Below are 15,115 nucleotides of genomic sequence, written 5' to 3'. Positions count from 1 at the left end.
AATAATGAGCACATTAGTAAACGATCTAAAAGGAAAATGGGACGCTCTAAAAGCTGAAAACCCGCATTTAAGAATAAGAAATGCTGCTGTAGAGCTGGGCGTAAGCGAAGCTGAATTATTAGCAACAAACATAGGCGAAGGCGTAACCGTTTTAAAGCCGGAATTTAAAGATATTTTAACGGAAGCAGAAAAATTAGGAAAAGTAATGGCTCTTACACGTAACGACGAGTGCGTTCACGAGAGAAAAGGGACTTATCTTAATGGAGATTTCAGCAGTCCTCATGCACAACTTTTTGTTGGTGAGGATATCGATTTAAGAATTTTCTTGAATCACTGGAAATTTGCTTTCGGAGTGGTAGAAGGTGATAAAAAAAGTCTTCAATTCTTCGGAAAAGACGGATTGGCTTTACACAAAATCTATTTGACAAAAGACAGCAACGAAGCTGCTTTCGATGCTATTGTTGAAAAATTTAAAGCTGAAGATCAAAATCAGGCTTTCGAATTTGAAGTTGTTGCTCCAAAAGCTGAAGAAAAAGCTGATTCTGAAATTGATGTTGAAGGTTTCCAAAAATCTTGGACTGAATTAAAAGATACTCACGATTTCTTCATGATGACAAGAAAATTCGGAGTAAGCAGAACGCAGGCTTTGAGATTGGCTCCGGAAGGTTTTGCTAAAAAAATCGACACAGCTAAAGTAGTTAACGTTCTTGAAGATGCTTCTGAAAAAGGTCTTCCGATCATGATTTTCGTTGGAAACAGAGGAATTATCCAGATCCACACGGGAGAAGTGAAGAAAACACTTTGGCACCAACAATGGTTCAATGTAATGGATCCTGATTTCAATTTACACCTTGATGTAACGAAAATTACAGAAGCTTGGATCGTGAAAAAACCAACTGAAGACGGTGAAGTAACGGCAATTGAGGTCTTCAACAAAGAAGGCGATTTTATCGTTCAGTTCTTCGGAAAAAGAAAACCCGGAATTCCTGAGTTACAAGAGTGGAAAGACCTTGTAGTAGAATTAGAAAAATAATAATTAGATGATTTTATAAGGCCGTTTTGGAATTTTCAAGGCGGCTTTTTTATTTTAAATTAAACACAATTAGCAAAAATAATTTTCACAAATGACACTAATTCTAAAAATTATGTTTAATAATAATTTGTGATATTTGTGAAAGAAATTTGTGACATTAGTGTTAAAAAAACTCATTAAAATTAAATAAAAATGAAAAATATTTTCATAGCCATATTATTGATAATTTTCAATGTTATCAATGCTCAAAACTTCAAGGCTTATCAATTTTATGATCAAAAAGGAAAAGAGATCAAGACAGAGAAATTAGTCAAAGAATTAGCTGATTATGATGTTGTTTTCTTTGGTGAAAATCATAACAGTTCGATCAATCATTGGCTTCAATTAAAGATTACAGAAGCTTTATATCAACAGAAAAGCGGTCAGCTTATTCTTGGGGCTGAAATGTTTGAAAGAGATAATCAATCTCAATTAAACCAATATTTAAGCGGAAAATTTGATGCTAAAACATTGAAAGATTCAGCGCGTTTATGGAATAATTATGCAACAGATTACAAACCATTGGTAGATTTTGCAAAAGATAAAAAACTGAATTTTATCGCAACAAATATTCCAAGAAGATATGCTTCTCAGACTTCAAAAGAAGGTTTGGAATCATTAAATAATCTGACCGCAAAAGAGAAAACTTACATTGCTCAATTGCCGATCAAAGTGACGTTGGACACTCCGGGTTATCCTGAAATGAAAAAAATGATGGGCGATCATGCAGAAGAAATGAAAGTGATGAATTTTATCTCTGCACAGGCGACAAAAGACGCAACGATGGCTGAATCTATCTTAAAAAATATTCAGTCTGGAAAGACATTTATTCATTACAACGGAAATTATCACAGTAAAGAATTTGGCGGAATTTATTGGTACATCAAACAGAAAAATCCAAATCTAAAAATGGCGGTAATCTCTGTTTTTGAATCCGAAGATCCTGAATTGAAAGTTCCTGAGAAAGATTATATTCCAACGAATTTTAATCTGATTATTCCGAGTGATATGACGAAAACTTTTTAAGGTTTATAATCTATAATAAAAGGCTTTGACTCCGCTCAGCCTTCATATTTAAATCACAATCTTTATCTTTGTACAACATCCATCAAAAAATGAAAAAATTATCCTTTCTATTCATACTTTTCATCGGTTTAATTAATGCCCAGAAATTAACTTCAAACGAAATTTCCATCATTAATCAAGGGGATAAAAATTCTGCGTTGCCAATTTATCAAACAACTGATGACAATCAACATAAAACTTTGTTAAGCCTTTCATCAGAAATTGATCCTAAAGATCCGAACACCGCAACTCTGGTTAAAAGAATGAAAGAATCGCTACTTTCAACTGATGGTGGAGTAGGAATTGCTGCACCACAAGTCGGAATCAACCGAAAAGTAATTTGGGTGCAACGTTTTGATAAAGAAGAAGAACCGTTGGAATATTTCCTTAATCCCGTAATTGTCTGGAGATCAGAATTACAAAATCTTGGCCCTGAAGGTGATTTGTCAATTCCTGAATTTAGAGACCAGTTTTACAGAAGTAAGGTAATTCAATTAGAATATGTTGATTTAAAAGGTCAGAAATATTCAGAAATTGTGGAAGGTTTTACAGCGGTGATTTTCCAGCATGAAATAGACCATCTTTTCGGAATTTTAATCTCAGATAAAAAAGAAAAAGAGAAAAATAATTCTTATAAACCGGTTGATGCTTATAAGAAAAGTGATTCGATGACGAGATAACAAGTTTATTGATATGATTATTCAGCAGCTCTCTTTAATATTTCAGCTGTTTTTATATCAATATCTCCATTATACTTTAAATTAGACGCTTTTTTGCCGGTCAATATCTGATAAAAAACACAGGCGTTTAAAAAAGATCCGTATTTATTAGGATGAATTTCGTCTTCATAAAGTTCAATTTCAGGATGTTTTGTGAGAACTTCAAAAAATTTGGTTCCGTTATCAGACTTAATTAGATTATTTTCTTTGGCAACTAGCTGTGAAGATTCATTAATTGCTTTCATTTCATCTTCTAAACTTTTAAAAACTGTTGAACAACATTTATCTTTTTTAATGGATTCATCAATAAAATAATTTGGATAGCAATATTGTTGAGGATATTCGCTTTTAGATGCCCATGCATTGAAAAATATAAACTTACATTCAGGATTTGAAGCCAGATTTTTAATATCATCAATAGCTTTATTTACTTTTAATTCACGATTTTCCGGAATTAAAATATCCACTGTTCCTGTCTGCAGAATAATAACATCCCACTTTTTTTCTTTGATTTTCTTTTCTGTTTCTGTGATTTCGCCGACTTCTTTTTTTCGTGTATTAATTCCGTTTTCTGTTCTGGATGTAATAATCTCCGATAGATGGCCAGACAAAGATTGACCGGGAAATGTACTTTGCTCGATTTTTATATTAGGATCTGTTTCATTTACCATTTTCTGAACAGTTTGTGGCATATCATGAAAATAAGTTAAACTGTTCCCAATAAATAAAACATTGATTTCATCTGATTTTTTTTGTGATTTGCAGTATATTGTATTTAATATTGCTACTATTAAAAGAATATTTTTCATAAAAAGGTGATGTTGGTTTACAAAATACATTGTAAGTGTTTGGTGATCAAAAATATGAAATTATTCATTACTTCGAGAAATTAATATTTTCTTATTTGTACACAAGAAACTTCCTTAATTTTAATCTTTTCCCTAATTTTTTTCAATAAACCAGTCTCTTGATTTCGTTTAAAAACAACAACAGTTCCACTTTGTGCATTTGTCGCGATTAAGAATTTTCCGCTGGGATCGAGAGCGAAAACCCTCGGATGTTTACCTTTTATAGATTGATAACCAATTGTTTTTAAGGTACTGTCATTTTGAATGGAAAATATAGCAATATTATTTTCATTTCCGCGATTGGAAGCATATAAAAACTTTCCATCAGGAGAAATATGAACATCCGAACTTTCGAAATCGTCTTTATATTTTTCGGAATGTGTGTTAATTCGTTGAATATTATTCAGTTTTCCGTTTTCATAAGAATAAGCGCTAACTGCACCGCCCATTTCTTCAATACAATAGGCAAATTTTCCGTTGGGATGGAATGTAAAATGTCTTGGCCCACTTCCTAAACTTGTTTTCGTAAAAGGAATTTCTGCGACTTGTAAAGGTTCATTTTTTTTACTTTCGAATTTGTAAGCTCTGATTTTATCTGCTCCCAAATCCGGAAAGAAAATGTAATCAAAATTCGGAGAAAAAACCGTCGAATGAATATGAGAACGGTCTTGTCTGCCAGGATTTATACTTCCTTCTGAAAATTGAAAATTTTGTACAAACGGCTCAATTATTCCGTTATCTAAAATCGGGTAGACAGAAACACTTCCTTCTGTATAATTTCCGTTAACCAGCCATTTTCCACCATTGTGTGTGGTAAGATAAACGGGATTTTCGCCACCACTTTTTTGACTGTTGATGAAAGTCAGGGTTTTATTTTCTGGATTAAATTCAAAACTACTTACTTTTCCTCCATTTGGCGTTTTACTTTCTGTACAGGCAAAAACATACTTTCCGTTTGGAGATAAAGTTAAAAATGATGGATTTAAAATTCCTTTTACGGTAGTGACTTTGGACAAGTTTCCGTTGATGGTATCTAATTCATAAACAAAAATTCCTTCCGTATCTTTATCCCGATTAAATGAGCCAAAAAAAGCGTATGTATGTTGAGAGTAGAAGTTAAGACAAACAAATATTGTGATGGTGAATAATAGAAGTTTTTTCAAAGTATTTTTTAATTGATAAGTAAATATGAAAGAAGTTTAATTTTAATTAAATCAGAATTTTATGAGTTTTTTATTCTTGGTTTAAATTTCGGGATTTAATTTCCTTTTCAAGCTCTTTGCTCTCATTTTGGTTTTTTACAATGAAGTAAACGAAAAGTAATGGCAAGAATGTGACAAATCCGAAACCGTTTTTTATGAAACTGTAAATTACAATTCCTATTAATACACCAATAATTACAGCATTTATTATATTGCTGGATTTTAGTTGTTTCTTTTTTGCTAATAATTCCTGATCACTTAATTTAGAAAATTCATTTTCTTTCATTTATCTATATGTTTAATTGTTTTCTGGTTATTTGTTTTTAAATTTTTGCTTAAAAAGCTCCATAAAATTAATTATTTTCCACAGAACAACAATTTTTATTTTCTCCTTTTCTATTTAAAAATAAAAAAATCTGCTTCGAAAAGAAACAGATTTAATTTATAATGTAAGAAATTGATCTTAGTTATTCGTCACCGAAAGTTTTACTTCGATATTATTTCTTGTAGCGTTAGAATAAGGGCAAATTTCATGAGCTTTTTCAGTAAGAGATTGCGCTTCTTCAATAGAAACTTCAGGAATATTTACATCCAATTCCACTGCAAGACCGAAGCCTCCGTTTTCCAATTGTCCGATACTTACCTGAGCTGTAACAGAAGTTTCGCCCGTTTTTGTTTTTGATAAACTGATCACTCTGTTTAAGGCACTATCAAAACATGCTGAATATCCTGCTGCAAAAAGCATCTCGGGATTAGCGAAATCTTCATTAGCTCCACCAAGTGCTTTTGGCATTCTTACTTCAAGATCAAGAACTCCGTTTTCACTTTTTACCTGTCCGTTTCTGCCACCTTTAGCAGTAACTTTTGTTGTATATAATGTTTTCATTTATTTTTCTATTTTGCTTAATATTTTTTGGATGGTATCTTTAAGCTGAATGAGATCTTCAGGCTCAATACCAATTTTTTGTTGAATCTTTTTTGGAATTTCACATGCTTTTTGCTGCAGTTGTTTTCCGACTTCGGTTAAGAATGCTTCAACCACTCTTTCATCCTCTTTTTTTCTTTTTCTTACGATAAATCCTTTAGCTTCCAACCTTTTGAGAAGAGGAGTTAAAGTACCGCTGTCGAGAAATAATTTATCCCCAATATGACTTACGGTAAGTCCATCATTCTCCCAAAGCACCATCATTACGAGGTATTGAGAGTAGGTGATATCCAGCTCATCAAGAAAAGGTCTGTACAATCCGGTGATCTCTTTTGCAATGACATACAAAGGAAAGCAGATTTGGTTTTCCAGTTTTAGCTGTTTTAAATTTTCCATAAGATAAGGTTGAATGAGGTGTTATTTTGTAATGATAAAGTCCTCCATTGGAACTCTAACTTTCTTCATTGTTGAAAGCCAATCTTTTTCGGCATCTCTGTAACCAAGATATAGAAGGCTTACACTTTTTAAACCTAATTCTTTCAAATTAAGAATTTCATCAACTACCGCATTACTGAAACCTTCCGCAGGAGTACTGTCGATTTTCGATTCGGCAGCCTGAGCCATTGCTAAACCTAATGCAATATAAGTTTGACGCGCCGTGTGTGCAAAATGCTCGTCAGGCGTTTGCGCTTCGTACATTTCTTTGATCTTATCGGTATAGCTTCCAAAACGACCTCTTGGCAAATCTCTTACATCGGTATGAAGATCGTAAACTTTATCAATTTTTTCGTTAGAATAGCTGTCCCAAGCGGCAAATACCAATACGTGAGAAGAATCTCTCATAACTTCCGGATTCAATGCTCCGGCAACCATTTTTTCTTTTAGTTCCTGATTTTCTACAACGATAATCTTGAAAGGTTGCAATCCTGATGAAGTAGGAGCCAATCTCGCAGCTTCTAGAATTTTATGTAAATCTTCCTGTGATACTTTTTTAGTTGAATCGTATGCTTTTACTGCATGTCTCCAATTTAGATCTTCTATTAATGACATTGTTTGTTCTTATTTAAAAATTATAAGACAAAGGTATGGCGAAATTTAATTGTGTGCAATTTAATTTTGATAAATGCATTTTTGATAGAATCTATAATCCAATTGTAAATACTAACAGATAAACATTGTAGATAATATAATAGAACTTTTATAACTTAACATTCCAGAATTCTTGTAGTACTTGTAAATATTCTTTAAGTACAATTTTATTAATCGATTTATCAGGACATTTTTCTAAATAATATTCTGGCGCATAATAACTGTAGGCATTTTGCTTATTATTTTGAATAAACTTTAATGAATATCCCGTAGAATCATAAATTCTACAGGGAGGTGGCATATTAGAAGACGAATTTAATTTAATTTTAAAATCACTTTGATCGTATTTTTGAAACTCAATAATTTTCTTTGAGTTTATTATTTTAAAAAGACTATCCTGAACTGCTGCTGTTAATTCTAATCTCTTTATAGATGTCTTCAATTCCTTATTTTTTAAGTAAGACTTTGGAAATTCTTCGTTATATATTTCTACAGATCTGTTATTTTTGAAAATGTAATATCTGTTTGTATCGTATGCAGACCAACCGTTGTTATATTGAAGAATAATACATAATTCATCATTATTTAAAGCAACAGGTAAACGAATATCACTTTCAACAGATGATCTCAAGTTTAATACTGGAATTTTCTGAGAAAAAATAAAGTTTCCAACAAATAATAAAATAAATACAATAAGCTTTTTCAATTAAATATTTTTTGAATAAAGTTTTTATTTCTCGACCAATTCCGCTTCAAAAACATCCGTAAAATGCTTTCTAATCTTAGCTTTAATATCTTCCATTTCTTCGGGTGTCAATTCTCTTTCCAACTCTCTTTTTAAAGAAGTCACCTGCTTGTCTTTGATCCCACAAGGAACAATATATTCAAAATATCGCATATCGGTGTTTACATTCAGTGCAAAACCGTGTAAAGTCACCCAACGGGAAGCTTTTACACCCATTGCACAGATTTTTCTTGCGTAAGGTTTTCCAACATCCAACCAAACGCCTGTTTCTCCGGGAGAACGTTCCCCTTTCAAACCGTATTCATTGATTGTTCTGATGATCACTTCTTCAAGATTTCGCATGTATTTGTGAATATCCGTAAAGAAATTTTCAAGATCTAAAATTGGGTAGCCAACAATTTGTCCGTAACCATGATAGGTAATGTCTCCGCCACGATTTACTTTCACGAAAGTAGCGTCGATTTCCTTTAATTGATCCATTCCGGCCAGCATATTTTCTTCATGCCCGCTTTTTCCTAAGGTATAAACGTGAGGATGCTCCACAAAAAGGAAGTGATTGGAAGTGGTGATATGTTGTTCAGCAGGTAAATCGCGGTTTTTGATTTTGGTATCAATAATATCTTTCATCAGCTTTTCCTGATAGTCCCAAGATGGTTGATATTCTTTTACGCCAAGATCTTCAAATTCTACTACTTTGTTCTGATTTGTATTCATGTGTGGATGTCGATTTTCTTGTAATGATATAGAATCACGATTTTATACCATTTTATTGACATACAAATTTAGTGAATTTTAATTTTTTATGGAATTAATAAAATCTATGGCTTTTATCTTCCAATCTTTATTTTGTAGTAAAATATTTACGAAAGCAGTCCCGATAATTCCGCCATCGGCTTTTTCTGTGACGTTTTCGAAATCTTGCTTTGATTTTATTCCAAAACCGATCATAACAGGGTTTTTTAACGGAAGAGATGCTAACCTTGAGAGATAATCTTCATTTTTTAATATTGTATTTTCTTTTCCTGTTGTTGATGAGGAACTTACTGCGTATAAAAATCCTGAACTTAATGAATCCAGATAGAGAATTCTTTCGTCAGAAGTTTCGGGAGTTACCAAAAATGTGAAATTCAGATTGTATTTTTCTAAAATTTTCTGATAATTTTTTTCGAATTCAATAGGCGGTAGATCTGGAATAATTAATCCTGAAACTCCACTTTCTGAACATTCTCTACAGAAGTTTTCGAAGCCAAAACTTAAAACAGGATTGATATATCCCATTAAAATCACCGGAATTTTGATTTCATTTTTGATCGATTTTAACTGTGACAAAAGTTTTTCAATCGTCATTCCATTTTTTAAAGCCAGTTCATGAGCTTTTTGAATAACGGGTCCATCTGCAACAGGATCAGAATAAGGCATTCCGATTTCCATCATATCTGCTCCGGCGTCCTGAATGAGTTGTATAATATCAGCGATATCTTCCAGTTGTGGAATTCCTGCTGTGAAGTATATGTTTAGTTTTTTCATTTAAATTGTTTAAAAAATTAAAGAAAAATAAGTTTTTAAATTAAAATTTTATTTCCTGAAAGTTCTTTGAACTGACAAAAGTTGTTTTGGATTCTACCTTGCGATCCGGCTTGAACGGAGCTCTTTTTACGAAGTAAAAAAGCGGGAGTGGAAGACGGAATTTATCGCCAAAATCGACTTATAAATTCTTCAAATACGTTTCCATATCCTTGTCACCACGACCGCTCAGGCAGATGACAACAATATCATTTTCGTTGAATTTTTTCTTGTCTAAAACCGCCAAAGCATGAGCGCTTTCCAACGCGGGAATGATACCTTCTAATTTTGTCAGTTCGAAAGCACATTTTAAGGCTTCATCATCATTAATACTGAAAAATTCAGCGCGATTTTCTTTGAAAAGATGTGCATGAAAAGGCCCGATTCCTGGGTAATCTAATCCTGCGGAAATAGAGTGGGGCTCTATAACTTGTCCGTCTTCCGTTTGCATCACTAAACTTTTGCTTCCGTGTAAAACACCTAAAGTTCCCAGAAAAGTGGTCGCTGCCGACTTTCCTGAATCGACTCCTAAACCTCCGGCTTCAGCGGCGATAATTTTTACATTTTCTTCATTCACAAAATGGTAAAAAGTTCCTGCTGCATTGCTTCCACCGCCAACACATGCAATGACGTAATCGGGATTTTGTCTTCCAATTTGTTCGTTTAGTTGCTCTCTGATTTCTTTTGAAATAATACTCTGAAATCTCGCTACCAAATCCGGAAAAGGGTGCGGACCGACCACACTTCCAATCACATAATGAGTGGTTACGGAATTATTGATCCAATCTCTTAATGCTTCATTTACAGCGTCTTTTAAGGTCTTAGAACCTGAAGTTGCAGGAATAACTTTTGCTCCTAGCATTTTCATTCTGGCAACATTCGGAGCTTGTCTTTGAATATCGATTTCACCCATGTAAACGATGCAGTCCAAGCCCAATAAAGCACAAGCTGTAGCGGTGGCAACGCCGTGTTGACCGGCTCCGGTTTCAGCAATAATTCTGGTTTTACCCAAACGTTTTGCCAATAAAACCTGCCCTAAAGCATTGTTAATTTTATGCGCTCCGGTATGATTAAGATCTTCTCTTTTAAGATAGATTTTGGTATTATATTTTTGGCTTAAATTCTTGGCAAAATATAGTGGAGTAGCACGTCCAACGTAGTTTTTCAAAAGATCCTGATATTCGGTCTGAAAATCTTCTGATTCTATGATTTTGAGGTAGTTTTTTTGTAATTCTTCTACATTCGGATAAAGCATTTCTGGAATAAAAGCACCTCCAAATTCTCCATAATATCCGTGTTCATCGGGGTTTTTATAATTCATTTTGTAAATTATTTATAAATGACAAGTTATATTCAAATTGTTGTTTGGTTATCAGTTTTTTATGATATAATAAATTGATTTTACCGTTCAGATCAATTAAAGTAGTCATGTCCAATTTTGAGTTGTACATCGTAATCGCAATCTCCAGATTATCAATTAAAAAATATGAATCAAAGTTTTCATACAGTAAAAATATTTTAGCATAAATGTTTCCAAAATCATAGGTAACATTCGATTTTACTCTATTATCTAAAAATTTATCGGAAATAATAACAAGATAATAGCTGTTCCATAAATTGATCGTATCAAAAAAGTGTTGTGTATCTTTTTCATCATAAATTTTAATGATGTTGATAAAATCCGTTAATAATCCATCGAGTTCCCAATGTTCGAAATTATTGTCATTTTTAGATACAAAATTGTACAAAGCTTGAACTCTTTCATTTTCAAACTTTGGCGGAAATAATCTTTTATAGAAATTTTTTCTTATTAAATGTATGTTTATCATTTTTTGTTTTTTTTCTCTTAAAGAGTCCCGAAGGGACGATTTAATAAAGCATAGGATGTAATCCTATAAAATATATCCAGTTCAAATATGAATATTAATCCCACAAATATTTTTCATCATACTGTATTTTATGTTTTTTCAGTATTCCAATCATTTCATCTTTGAAGCTTTGATTCTGATGATGCTCGCGTTGATTTTTAATATAATTAATTGTAGCATAAATATTCTTTTCACTTACCGAAAATGCTCCGTAACCTTCTTGCCAAAAGAAGTCTTCATATCTTTTCCCTTTTGTTTTTATCCATTTTGATGAATGTGATTTTATTTCCTGAACTAATTTCATTAAGGCAATTTTTCTCGACAGCAAACAAAGAATGTGGATATGATTATCCGTTCCTCCAATTTGCAAGGCACTACTTTCAAAGTCTTTGCATATTATAGCAATGTAGGAAAATAATTCTTTTTCTATTTTTTCATCAATAAAATCGTTCCTATATTTTGTACTGAAAATAATATGGATATAATTTTTAACTAATGATTGTGGCATTTGTTTGTGTTTTTTGATTAATTGGATTTTATCCAATTCTCTGTTAAATCGTCCCTTTGGGACTCTTTCTAGTATAAGTGTTTAAATTTTGTAATTTTCTCCATATCTTTAATTCCAGCTTTCAATTCAAACTTTGAATTAATATCTAAAGCAAATGGATTTTGATTTAAAATTTTAATATTATTGATATTCTCTTCTGAAATTCCGCCGCTTAAAAAATAAGGAAGTGGAATTTCAAATTCGTTTAATAAAGTCCAATCAAACTGTTTTCCTGTTCCTCCAAATGCTTTGCTATCTGTATCAAAAAGTAAATAGTTGCTGGTTTTCAGTTGTCGGTTGATAGTTTCCTGAATGCTACTTGCGCTGTCCAGTCTCTCATTTCCAATCCTTATTACTTTTATAATTCCAATTTCAAGATTTAATTTTTCTTTTAATTCTGAAATAAAATTTTCACTTTCATCGCCGTGAAGCTGTATAAAATTCAGATTTGCTTTTTGTGCTGTCTCAATTATTGTATCTACCTCTTCATTCACAAAAACTCCAACTTTCCCCTGATGGTTAATTTTTGAAATGTCTTCTAAATTTAAATGATTCAGAACATACCTCGGTGATTTTTTATAAAATATAAAACCAAGAAAATCTGTATTCATAGAAATTAATTCCTGAATCTGATCAAGTTTTGTTAATCCGCAGACTTTAAGTTTCATGAAATTGTTTTTATAAATTCTTCAAACGTATTTGCAGGGTTTTTATTTTTCATAAAATATTCGCCCATTAAAAACCCGTCAAACCCTTTTTCTTTCAAATAATTGAAATCTTCAATCGTATAAATTCCACTTTCTGCGATGGATAAAACGTCTTTTGGAAGTAAGTTTTTTAAGTTCACAGAATGCTGTAAATCAACTTTAAAATCTTTTAAATTTCTGTTATTAATTCCAACCAGATCAATTTTTGGATTGAAATGATTAAGTTCTTCTTCGGTATGAATTTCCAATAAAACTTCTAATCCTAATTCATGAGATAATTCCGTAAATTCCTGAACCTGATTAGCTGATAGGCAAGAAGCTATCAATAAAATAACATCAGCACCAATGCTTTTTGCTTCATAAAACTGATATTCATCCACCATGAAATCTTTTCGTAAAATTGGAATATTGATGTGATTTCTTACACTTAAAATATCTTCAAAACTTCCACCGAAAAAATCTTTGTCTGTCAAAATTGAAATTCCACTCGCGCCAAATTTTTCATACGCTGAAACAACTTCTAAAGGAGAAACCTGATCATTAATAATTCCTTTTGATGGAGATTGTCTTTTAAACTCGGCAATAACTCCGCTTTTATTTTTTATAGATTCTTTTAATGAAAGGGTTTTTCTTCCAAAAAACTGAGAATCTTTCAATTCTTCAATACAAATTTTTGATTTTGAAACTGTAATTTCTTCCCTTTTTCTTTTTACGATTTTGTCTAATATTGTCATCATTCTACATTTTAAAAGGTGATTATTGCAGAAGCAATTCCAAGCTTTTCAATGCTTTTCCGCTTTCTAAACTTTCCTGCGCCAACAAAAGACAGTCGTCATAACTTCCGAATTTTTTGGTGTGATTTAAGGCAACGGCGGCATTAGCTAAAATCACGGAATTTTGTTGTTTTGTCCCTCTTCCTTCCAAAATATCTCTAAAAATTCTCGCAGATTCCTGAGTTGTTTCTCCCGCTTTTATGCTTTCCTGAGAAATGGAGTCAAAACCTAAATCTTCAGTTGAATAGATTTCTTCCCCATTTTTAGTGATAATTTTGGTGTCGTGGGTCAAACTTATTTCATCATATCCATCTAAACTATGAACCAAAATGAAATCTCGTTTATCTTTTTGCAACAGATATTGGTAAATTCGGGCAATTTCAAGATTGTAAACTCCGATCATTGAAAATTGTGGCTTCGCCGGATTGACCAACGGACCCAACAAATTGAAAAATGTTCTCAAGCCTAAAGATCTTCTCAATGCTCCGACTGACTGCAATGCAGGATGAAAGTATGGCGCATGCAAAAAGCAGATATTAGCTCTTTCAAGATCTTTATTCAGCATGTCGGAATCATTTTTAAAAATATATCCAAGTTCCTCCATCACATTTGAAGATCCTGTGGTTGTAGATGCTCCATAATTTCCATGTTTAGTTACTTTCTGACCTGCTCCGGCTATCACAAAACTTGCTAAAGTTGAGATATTGATAGTGTTTTTGCCATCACCTCCGGTTCCAACGATATCTATTGCGTCATCGGCATCCAGATTTACGGTAGCCGCCATTTGTAACAAAGCTTCTCTGAAACCTTCCAATTCCTTCAAAGTAATATTTCTCATCAGAAAAACACTGATAAAAGCGGTTACTTCAATCACATTGAATTTATTTTGAGCGATCTCAATCATAATTGCCTTAGCTTCAGATTTTGATAAGGTATGATGATTGAACAGGTATTCCAGGATTTCTTTCATTTGTGGGATTTTTATGGTTGAAGGAATTTCTATTGTTTTCAATTTAAAAGGAAATTTTTAATGATTGCTTCTCCGTCTGGAGTTAAAATACTTTCGGGATGGAATTGAACACCGTGTACATCATATGTTTTATGTTGTAACGCCATGATCATTCCGTCTTTGTCTACTGCGGTAATTTCCAGTTCTTGTGGGAAATTTTTGGGATCAACAGCCCAACTGTGATATCTTCCGACTGCTAAACCACTTTGGATATTTCTAAAAAGTTTCGTGTCATTTTTCACTAATTCTGCTGAAGTAGCCACACCGTGAAAAATTTCGGAAAGGTTGATCAAACTTCCGCCAAACGCCTCTGCAATTGCCTGCTGACCAAGACAAACTCCCAAAATACTTTTTGTAGGAGCATATTCTTTAATAACATCTAATAAAATACCTGCTTCTTCGGGAATTCCCGGGCCTGGAGAAAGGATTATTTTATCATATTTATTGATTTCTTCCAGAGAAATTTGATCATTTCTTACCACATCAACTTTTTGATCTAAAACTCTTTCGATGATCTGAACGAGGTTGTAAGTAAAGCTGTCGTAATTATCGAAAACTAGGATTTTAGTTGATAGTTGATTGTCTATAGTTGATTGTTTTATAGTGGTGTCCATTTATTTGTTTCTATAATAATTAATAAATCCGTTTAACAACTTTTTGCAAATAATAATTTGATTTAAAATAGCTGTAAATTTTTCGTTGCTTAAATAATTTTGGTCTGATGATAAATAAAACTGAGTTTCCAATTCATATAAAGAACCTCTTGCGATAAACAGAAAATGTATTGTTTCTTTCGATGTATTTCTTCCACAGCCTTCTGCAATGTTAGATGGAACAGAAACAGCACATCTCCTAATTTGATTTGTCAGCCCAAATAATTCTTCTTTAGGATAATTTTTAGTTGAATCATAGACTAGATTAGTAAGTTTTCTTGATTCAATCCAAACATCCAAATTTGTGTATTCCATATATTGTGTTTTTAC

20 protein-coding genes are annotated in these 15,115 nt (G+C 32.5%); 3 read left to right on the top strand and 17 right to left on the bottom strand.

Annotated elements, in window-relative coordinates; all coding sequences use genetic code 11:
* The first annotated feature begins 4 nt into the window (after window positions 1-4).
* The 3 genes from A0O34_RS01830 to A0O34_RS01820 all read left to right on the top strand — a co-directional run bounded on the left by A0O34_RS01830 (window position 5) and on the right by A0O34_RS01820 (window position 2,817).
* A complete protein-coding gene (locus tag A0O34_RS01830) occupies window positions 5-1,033 on the top strand; it encodes a hemin-degrading factor (RefSeq protein ID WP_066750633.1) in 1,029 nt (342 codons plus the stop codon).
* Window positions 1,034-1,225: 192 nt separating this feature from the next.
* A complete protein-coding gene (locus tag A0O34_RS01825; protein WP_066750630.1) occupies window positions 1,226-2,098 on the top strand; it encodes a ChaN family lipoprotein in 873 nt (290 codons plus the stop codon).
* An 89-nt stretch (window positions 2,099-2,187) separates the two neighbouring features.
* Entirely contained in the window at window positions 2,188-2,817 is a 630-nt protein-coding gene (locus A0O34_RS01820) for a peptide deformylase (protein WP_066750627.1), read from the top strand.
* Window positions 2,818-2,834: 17 nt separating this feature from the next.
* On the opposite strand, the gene A0O34_RS01815 is transcribed toward A0O34_RS01820, so the two are convergent.
* The 17 genes from A0O34_RS01815 to A0O34_RS01735 all read right to left on the bottom strand — a co-directional run bounded on the left by A0O34_RS01815 (window position 2,835) and on the right by A0O34_RS01735 (window position 15,100).
* Window positions 2,835-3,665: an SGNH/GDSL hydrolase family protein gene (locus tag A0O34_RS01815; RefSeq protein WP_066750625.1), complete on the bottom strand. Its 831-nt coding sequence runs from the start codon at window positions 3,663-3,665 to the stop codon at window positions 2,835-2,837.
* Window positions 3,666-3,745: 80 nt separating this feature from the next.
* Window positions 3,746-4,867 carry a lactonase family protein gene (locus tag A0O34_RS01810; RefSeq protein WP_066750623.1) on the bottom strand — a complete coding sequence of 374 codons (1,122 nt, stop codon included), beginning with the start codon at window positions 4,865-4,867 and terminating at the stop codon, window positions 3,746-3,748.
* 70 nt (window positions 4,868-4,937) lie between these two features.
* Entirely contained in the window at window positions 4,938-5,192 is a 255-nt protein-coding gene (locus A0O34_RS01805) for a hypothetical protein (protein ID WP_066750621.1), read from the bottom strand.
* A 177-nt stretch (window positions 5,193-5,369) separates the two neighbouring features.
* The gene (locus A0O34_RS01800) at window positions 5,370-5,792 is read right to left on the bottom strand and encodes an organic hydroperoxide resistance protein (protein ID WP_066750619.1); all 423 of its coding nucleotides are present in this window, start codon (window positions 5,790-5,792) and stop codon (window positions 5,370-5,372) included.
* Complete coding sequence (locus A0O34_RS01795) at window positions 5,793-6,227, bottom strand: MarR family winged helix-turn-helix transcriptional regulator (RefSeq protein ID WP_066750616.1); 435 nt, start codon at window positions 6,225-6,227, stop codon at window positions 5,793-5,795.
* Window positions 6,228-6,248: 21 nt separating this feature from the next.
* Complete coding sequence (locus A0O34_RS01790; RefSeq protein ID WP_066750613.1) at window positions 6,249-6,881, bottom strand: NAD(P)H-dependent oxidoreductase; 633 nt, start codon at window positions 6,879-6,881, stop codon at window positions 6,249-6,251.
* A 148-nt stretch (window positions 6,882-7,029) separates the two neighbouring features.
* A complete protein-coding gene (locus A0O34_RS01785; protein WP_066750610.1) occupies window positions 7,030-7,626 on the bottom strand; it encodes a hypothetical protein in 597 nt (198 codons plus the stop codon).
* Between the two features lie 24 nt (window positions 7,627-7,650).
* Complete coding sequence (lipB, locus tag A0O34_RS01780; protein WP_066750607.1) at window positions 7,651-8,379, bottom strand: lipoyl(octanoyl) transferase LipB; 729 nt, start codon at window positions 8,377-8,379, stop codon at window positions 7,651-7,653.
* Between the two features lie 78 nt (window positions 8,380-8,457).
* Window positions 8,458-9,192 (bottom strand): tryptophan synthase subunit alpha, encoded by a 735-nt coding sequence (gene trpA / locus A0O34_RS01775; protein ID WP_066750604.1) that lies wholly within the window; start codon window positions 9,190-9,192, stop codon window positions 8,458-8,460.
* A 178-nt stretch (window positions 9,193-9,370) separates the two neighbouring features.
* Window positions 9,371-10,549, bottom strand: a complete 1,179-nt coding sequence (gene trpB / locus A0O34_RS01770) for a tryptophan synthase subunit beta (protein WP_066750602.1) — start codon at window positions 10,547-10,549, stop codon at window positions 9,371-9,373.
* Window positions 10,539-11,057 carry a hypothetical protein gene (locus A0O34_RS01765; protein WP_066750599.1) on the bottom strand — a complete coding sequence of 173 codons (519 nt, stop codon included), beginning with the start codon at window positions 11,055-11,057 and terminating at the stop codon, window positions 10,539-10,541. Before A0O34_RS01765 ends, trpB begins: the two co-directional genes overlap by 11 nt.
* A 94-nt stretch (window positions 11,058-11,151) precedes the next feature.
* Entirely contained in the window at window positions 11,152-11,604 is a 453-nt protein-coding gene (tnpA, locus tag A0O34_RS01760; RefSeq protein WP_066759417.1) for an IS200/IS605 family transposase, read from the bottom strand.
* Between the two features lie 68 nt (window positions 11,605-11,672).
* Window positions 11,673-12,311, bottom strand: a complete 639-nt coding sequence (locus A0O34_RS01755; protein ID WP_066750597.1) for a phosphoribosylanthranilate isomerase — start codon at window positions 12,309-12,311, stop codon at window positions 11,673-11,675.
* A complete protein-coding gene (trpC, locus tag A0O34_RS01750; protein WP_066759416.1) occupies window positions 12,308-13,084 on the bottom strand; it encodes an indole-3-glycerol phosphate synthase TrpC in 777 nt (258 codons plus the stop codon). The genes A0O34_RS01755 and trpC overlap by 4 nt, the downstream gene beginning before the upstream one ends.
* Before the next feature lie 22 nt (window positions 13,085-13,106).
* Window positions 13,107-14,093: an anthranilate phosphoribosyltransferase gene (gene trpD, locus A0O34_RS01745; RefSeq protein WP_066759414.1), complete on the bottom strand. Its 987-nt coding sequence runs from the start codon at window positions 14,091-14,093 to the stop codon at window positions 13,107-13,109.
* A 38-nt stretch (window positions 14,094-14,131) separates the two neighbouring features.
* Window positions 14,132-14,746: an anthranilate synthase component II gene (locus A0O34_RS01740; protein ID WP_066750595.1), complete on the bottom strand. Its 615-nt coding sequence runs from the start codon at window positions 14,744-14,746 to the stop codon at window positions 14,132-14,134.
* Window positions 14,747-15,100 carry a four helix bundle protein gene (locus tag A0O34_RS01735; RefSeq protein WP_066750593.1) on the bottom strand — a complete coding sequence of 118 codons (354 nt, stop codon included), beginning with the start codon at window positions 15,098-15,100 and terminating at the stop codon, window positions 14,747-14,749.
* Window positions 15,101-15,115 lie beyond the last annotated feature (15 nt).

This window comes from Chryseobacterium glaciei, from assembly GCF_001648155.1.
GTDB classification, from domain to species: Bacteria; Bacteroidota; Bacteroidia; order Flavobacteriales; family Weeksellaceae; genus Chryseobacterium; species Chryseobacterium glaciei.
Note: the sequence above shows the minus strand (reverse complement) of the source record. Positions and strands in the feature narration are given on the sequence as shown.

Bases quoted from the DNA above. Each gene is read 5' to 3' on its own strand.
- A0O34_RS01765 (WP_066750599.1), bottom strand. From the start codon at position 11,057: ATGATAAACATACATTTAATAAGAAAAAATTTCTATAAAAGATTATTT.
- A0O34_RS01815 (WP_066750625.1), bottom strand. From the start codon at position 3,665: ATGAAAAATATTCTTTTAATAGTAGCAATATTAAATACAATATACTGC.
- A0O34_RS01825 (WP_066750630.1), top strand. From the start codon at position 1,226: ATGAAAAATATTTTCATAGCCATATTATTGATAATTTTCAATGTTATC.
- A0O34_RS01740 (WP_066750595.1), bottom strand. From the start codon at position 14,746: ATGGACACCACTATAAAACAATCAACTATAGACAATCAACTATCAACT.
- A0O34_RS01790 (WP_066750613.1), bottom strand. From the start codon at position 6,881: ATGTCATTAATAGAAGATCTAAATTGGAGACATGCAGTAAAAGCATAC.
- A0O34_RS01820 (WP_066750627.1), top strand. From the start codon at position 2,188: ATGAAAAAATTATCCTTTCTATTCATACTTTTCATCGGTTTAATTAAT.
- trpD (WP_066759414.1), bottom strand. From the start codon at position 14,093: ATGAAAGAAATCCTGGAATACCTGTTCAATCATCATACCTTATCAAAA.
- trpA (WP_066750604.1), bottom strand. From the start codon at position 9,192: ATGAAAAAACTAAACATATACTTCACAGCAGGAATTCCACAACTGGAA.
- A0O34_RS01755 (WP_066750597.1), bottom strand. From the start codon at position 12,311: ATGAAACTTAAAGTCTGCGGATTAACAAAACTTGATCAGATTCAGGAA.
- A0O34_RS01805 (WP_066750621.1), bottom strand. From the start codon at position 5,192: ATGAAAGAAAATGAATTTTCTAAATTAAGTGATCAGGAATTATTAGCA.
- A0O34_RS01795 (WP_066750616.1), bottom strand. From the start codon at position 6,227: ATGGAAAATTTAAAACAGCTAAAACTGGAAAACCAAATCTGCTTTCCT.
- trpC (WP_066759416.1), bottom strand. From the start codon at position 13,084: ATGACAATATTAGACAAAATCGTAAAAAGAAAAAGGGAAGAAATTACA.
- trpB (WP_066750602.1), bottom strand. From the start codon at position 10,549: ATGAATTATAAAAACCCCGATGAACACGGATATTATGGAGAATTTGGA.
- A0O34_RS01800 (WP_066750619.1), bottom strand. From the start codon at position 5,792: ATGAAAACATTATATACAACAAAAGTTACTGCTAAAGGTGGCAGAAAC.
- lipB (WP_066750607.1), bottom strand. From the start codon at position 8,379: ATGAATACAAATCAGAACAAAGTAGTAGAATTTGAAGATCTTGGCGTA.
- A0O34_RS01735 (WP_066750593.1), bottom strand. From the start codon at position 15,100: ATGGAATACACAAATTTGGATGTTTGGATTGAATCAAGAAAACTTACT.
- A0O34_RS01830 (WP_066750633.1), top strand. From the start codon at position 5: ATGAGCACATTAGTAAACGATCTAAAAGGAAAATGGGACGCTCTAAAA.
- tnpA (WP_066759417.1), bottom strand. From the start codon at position 11,604: ATGCCACAATCATTAGTTAAAAATTATATCCATATTATTTTCAGTACA.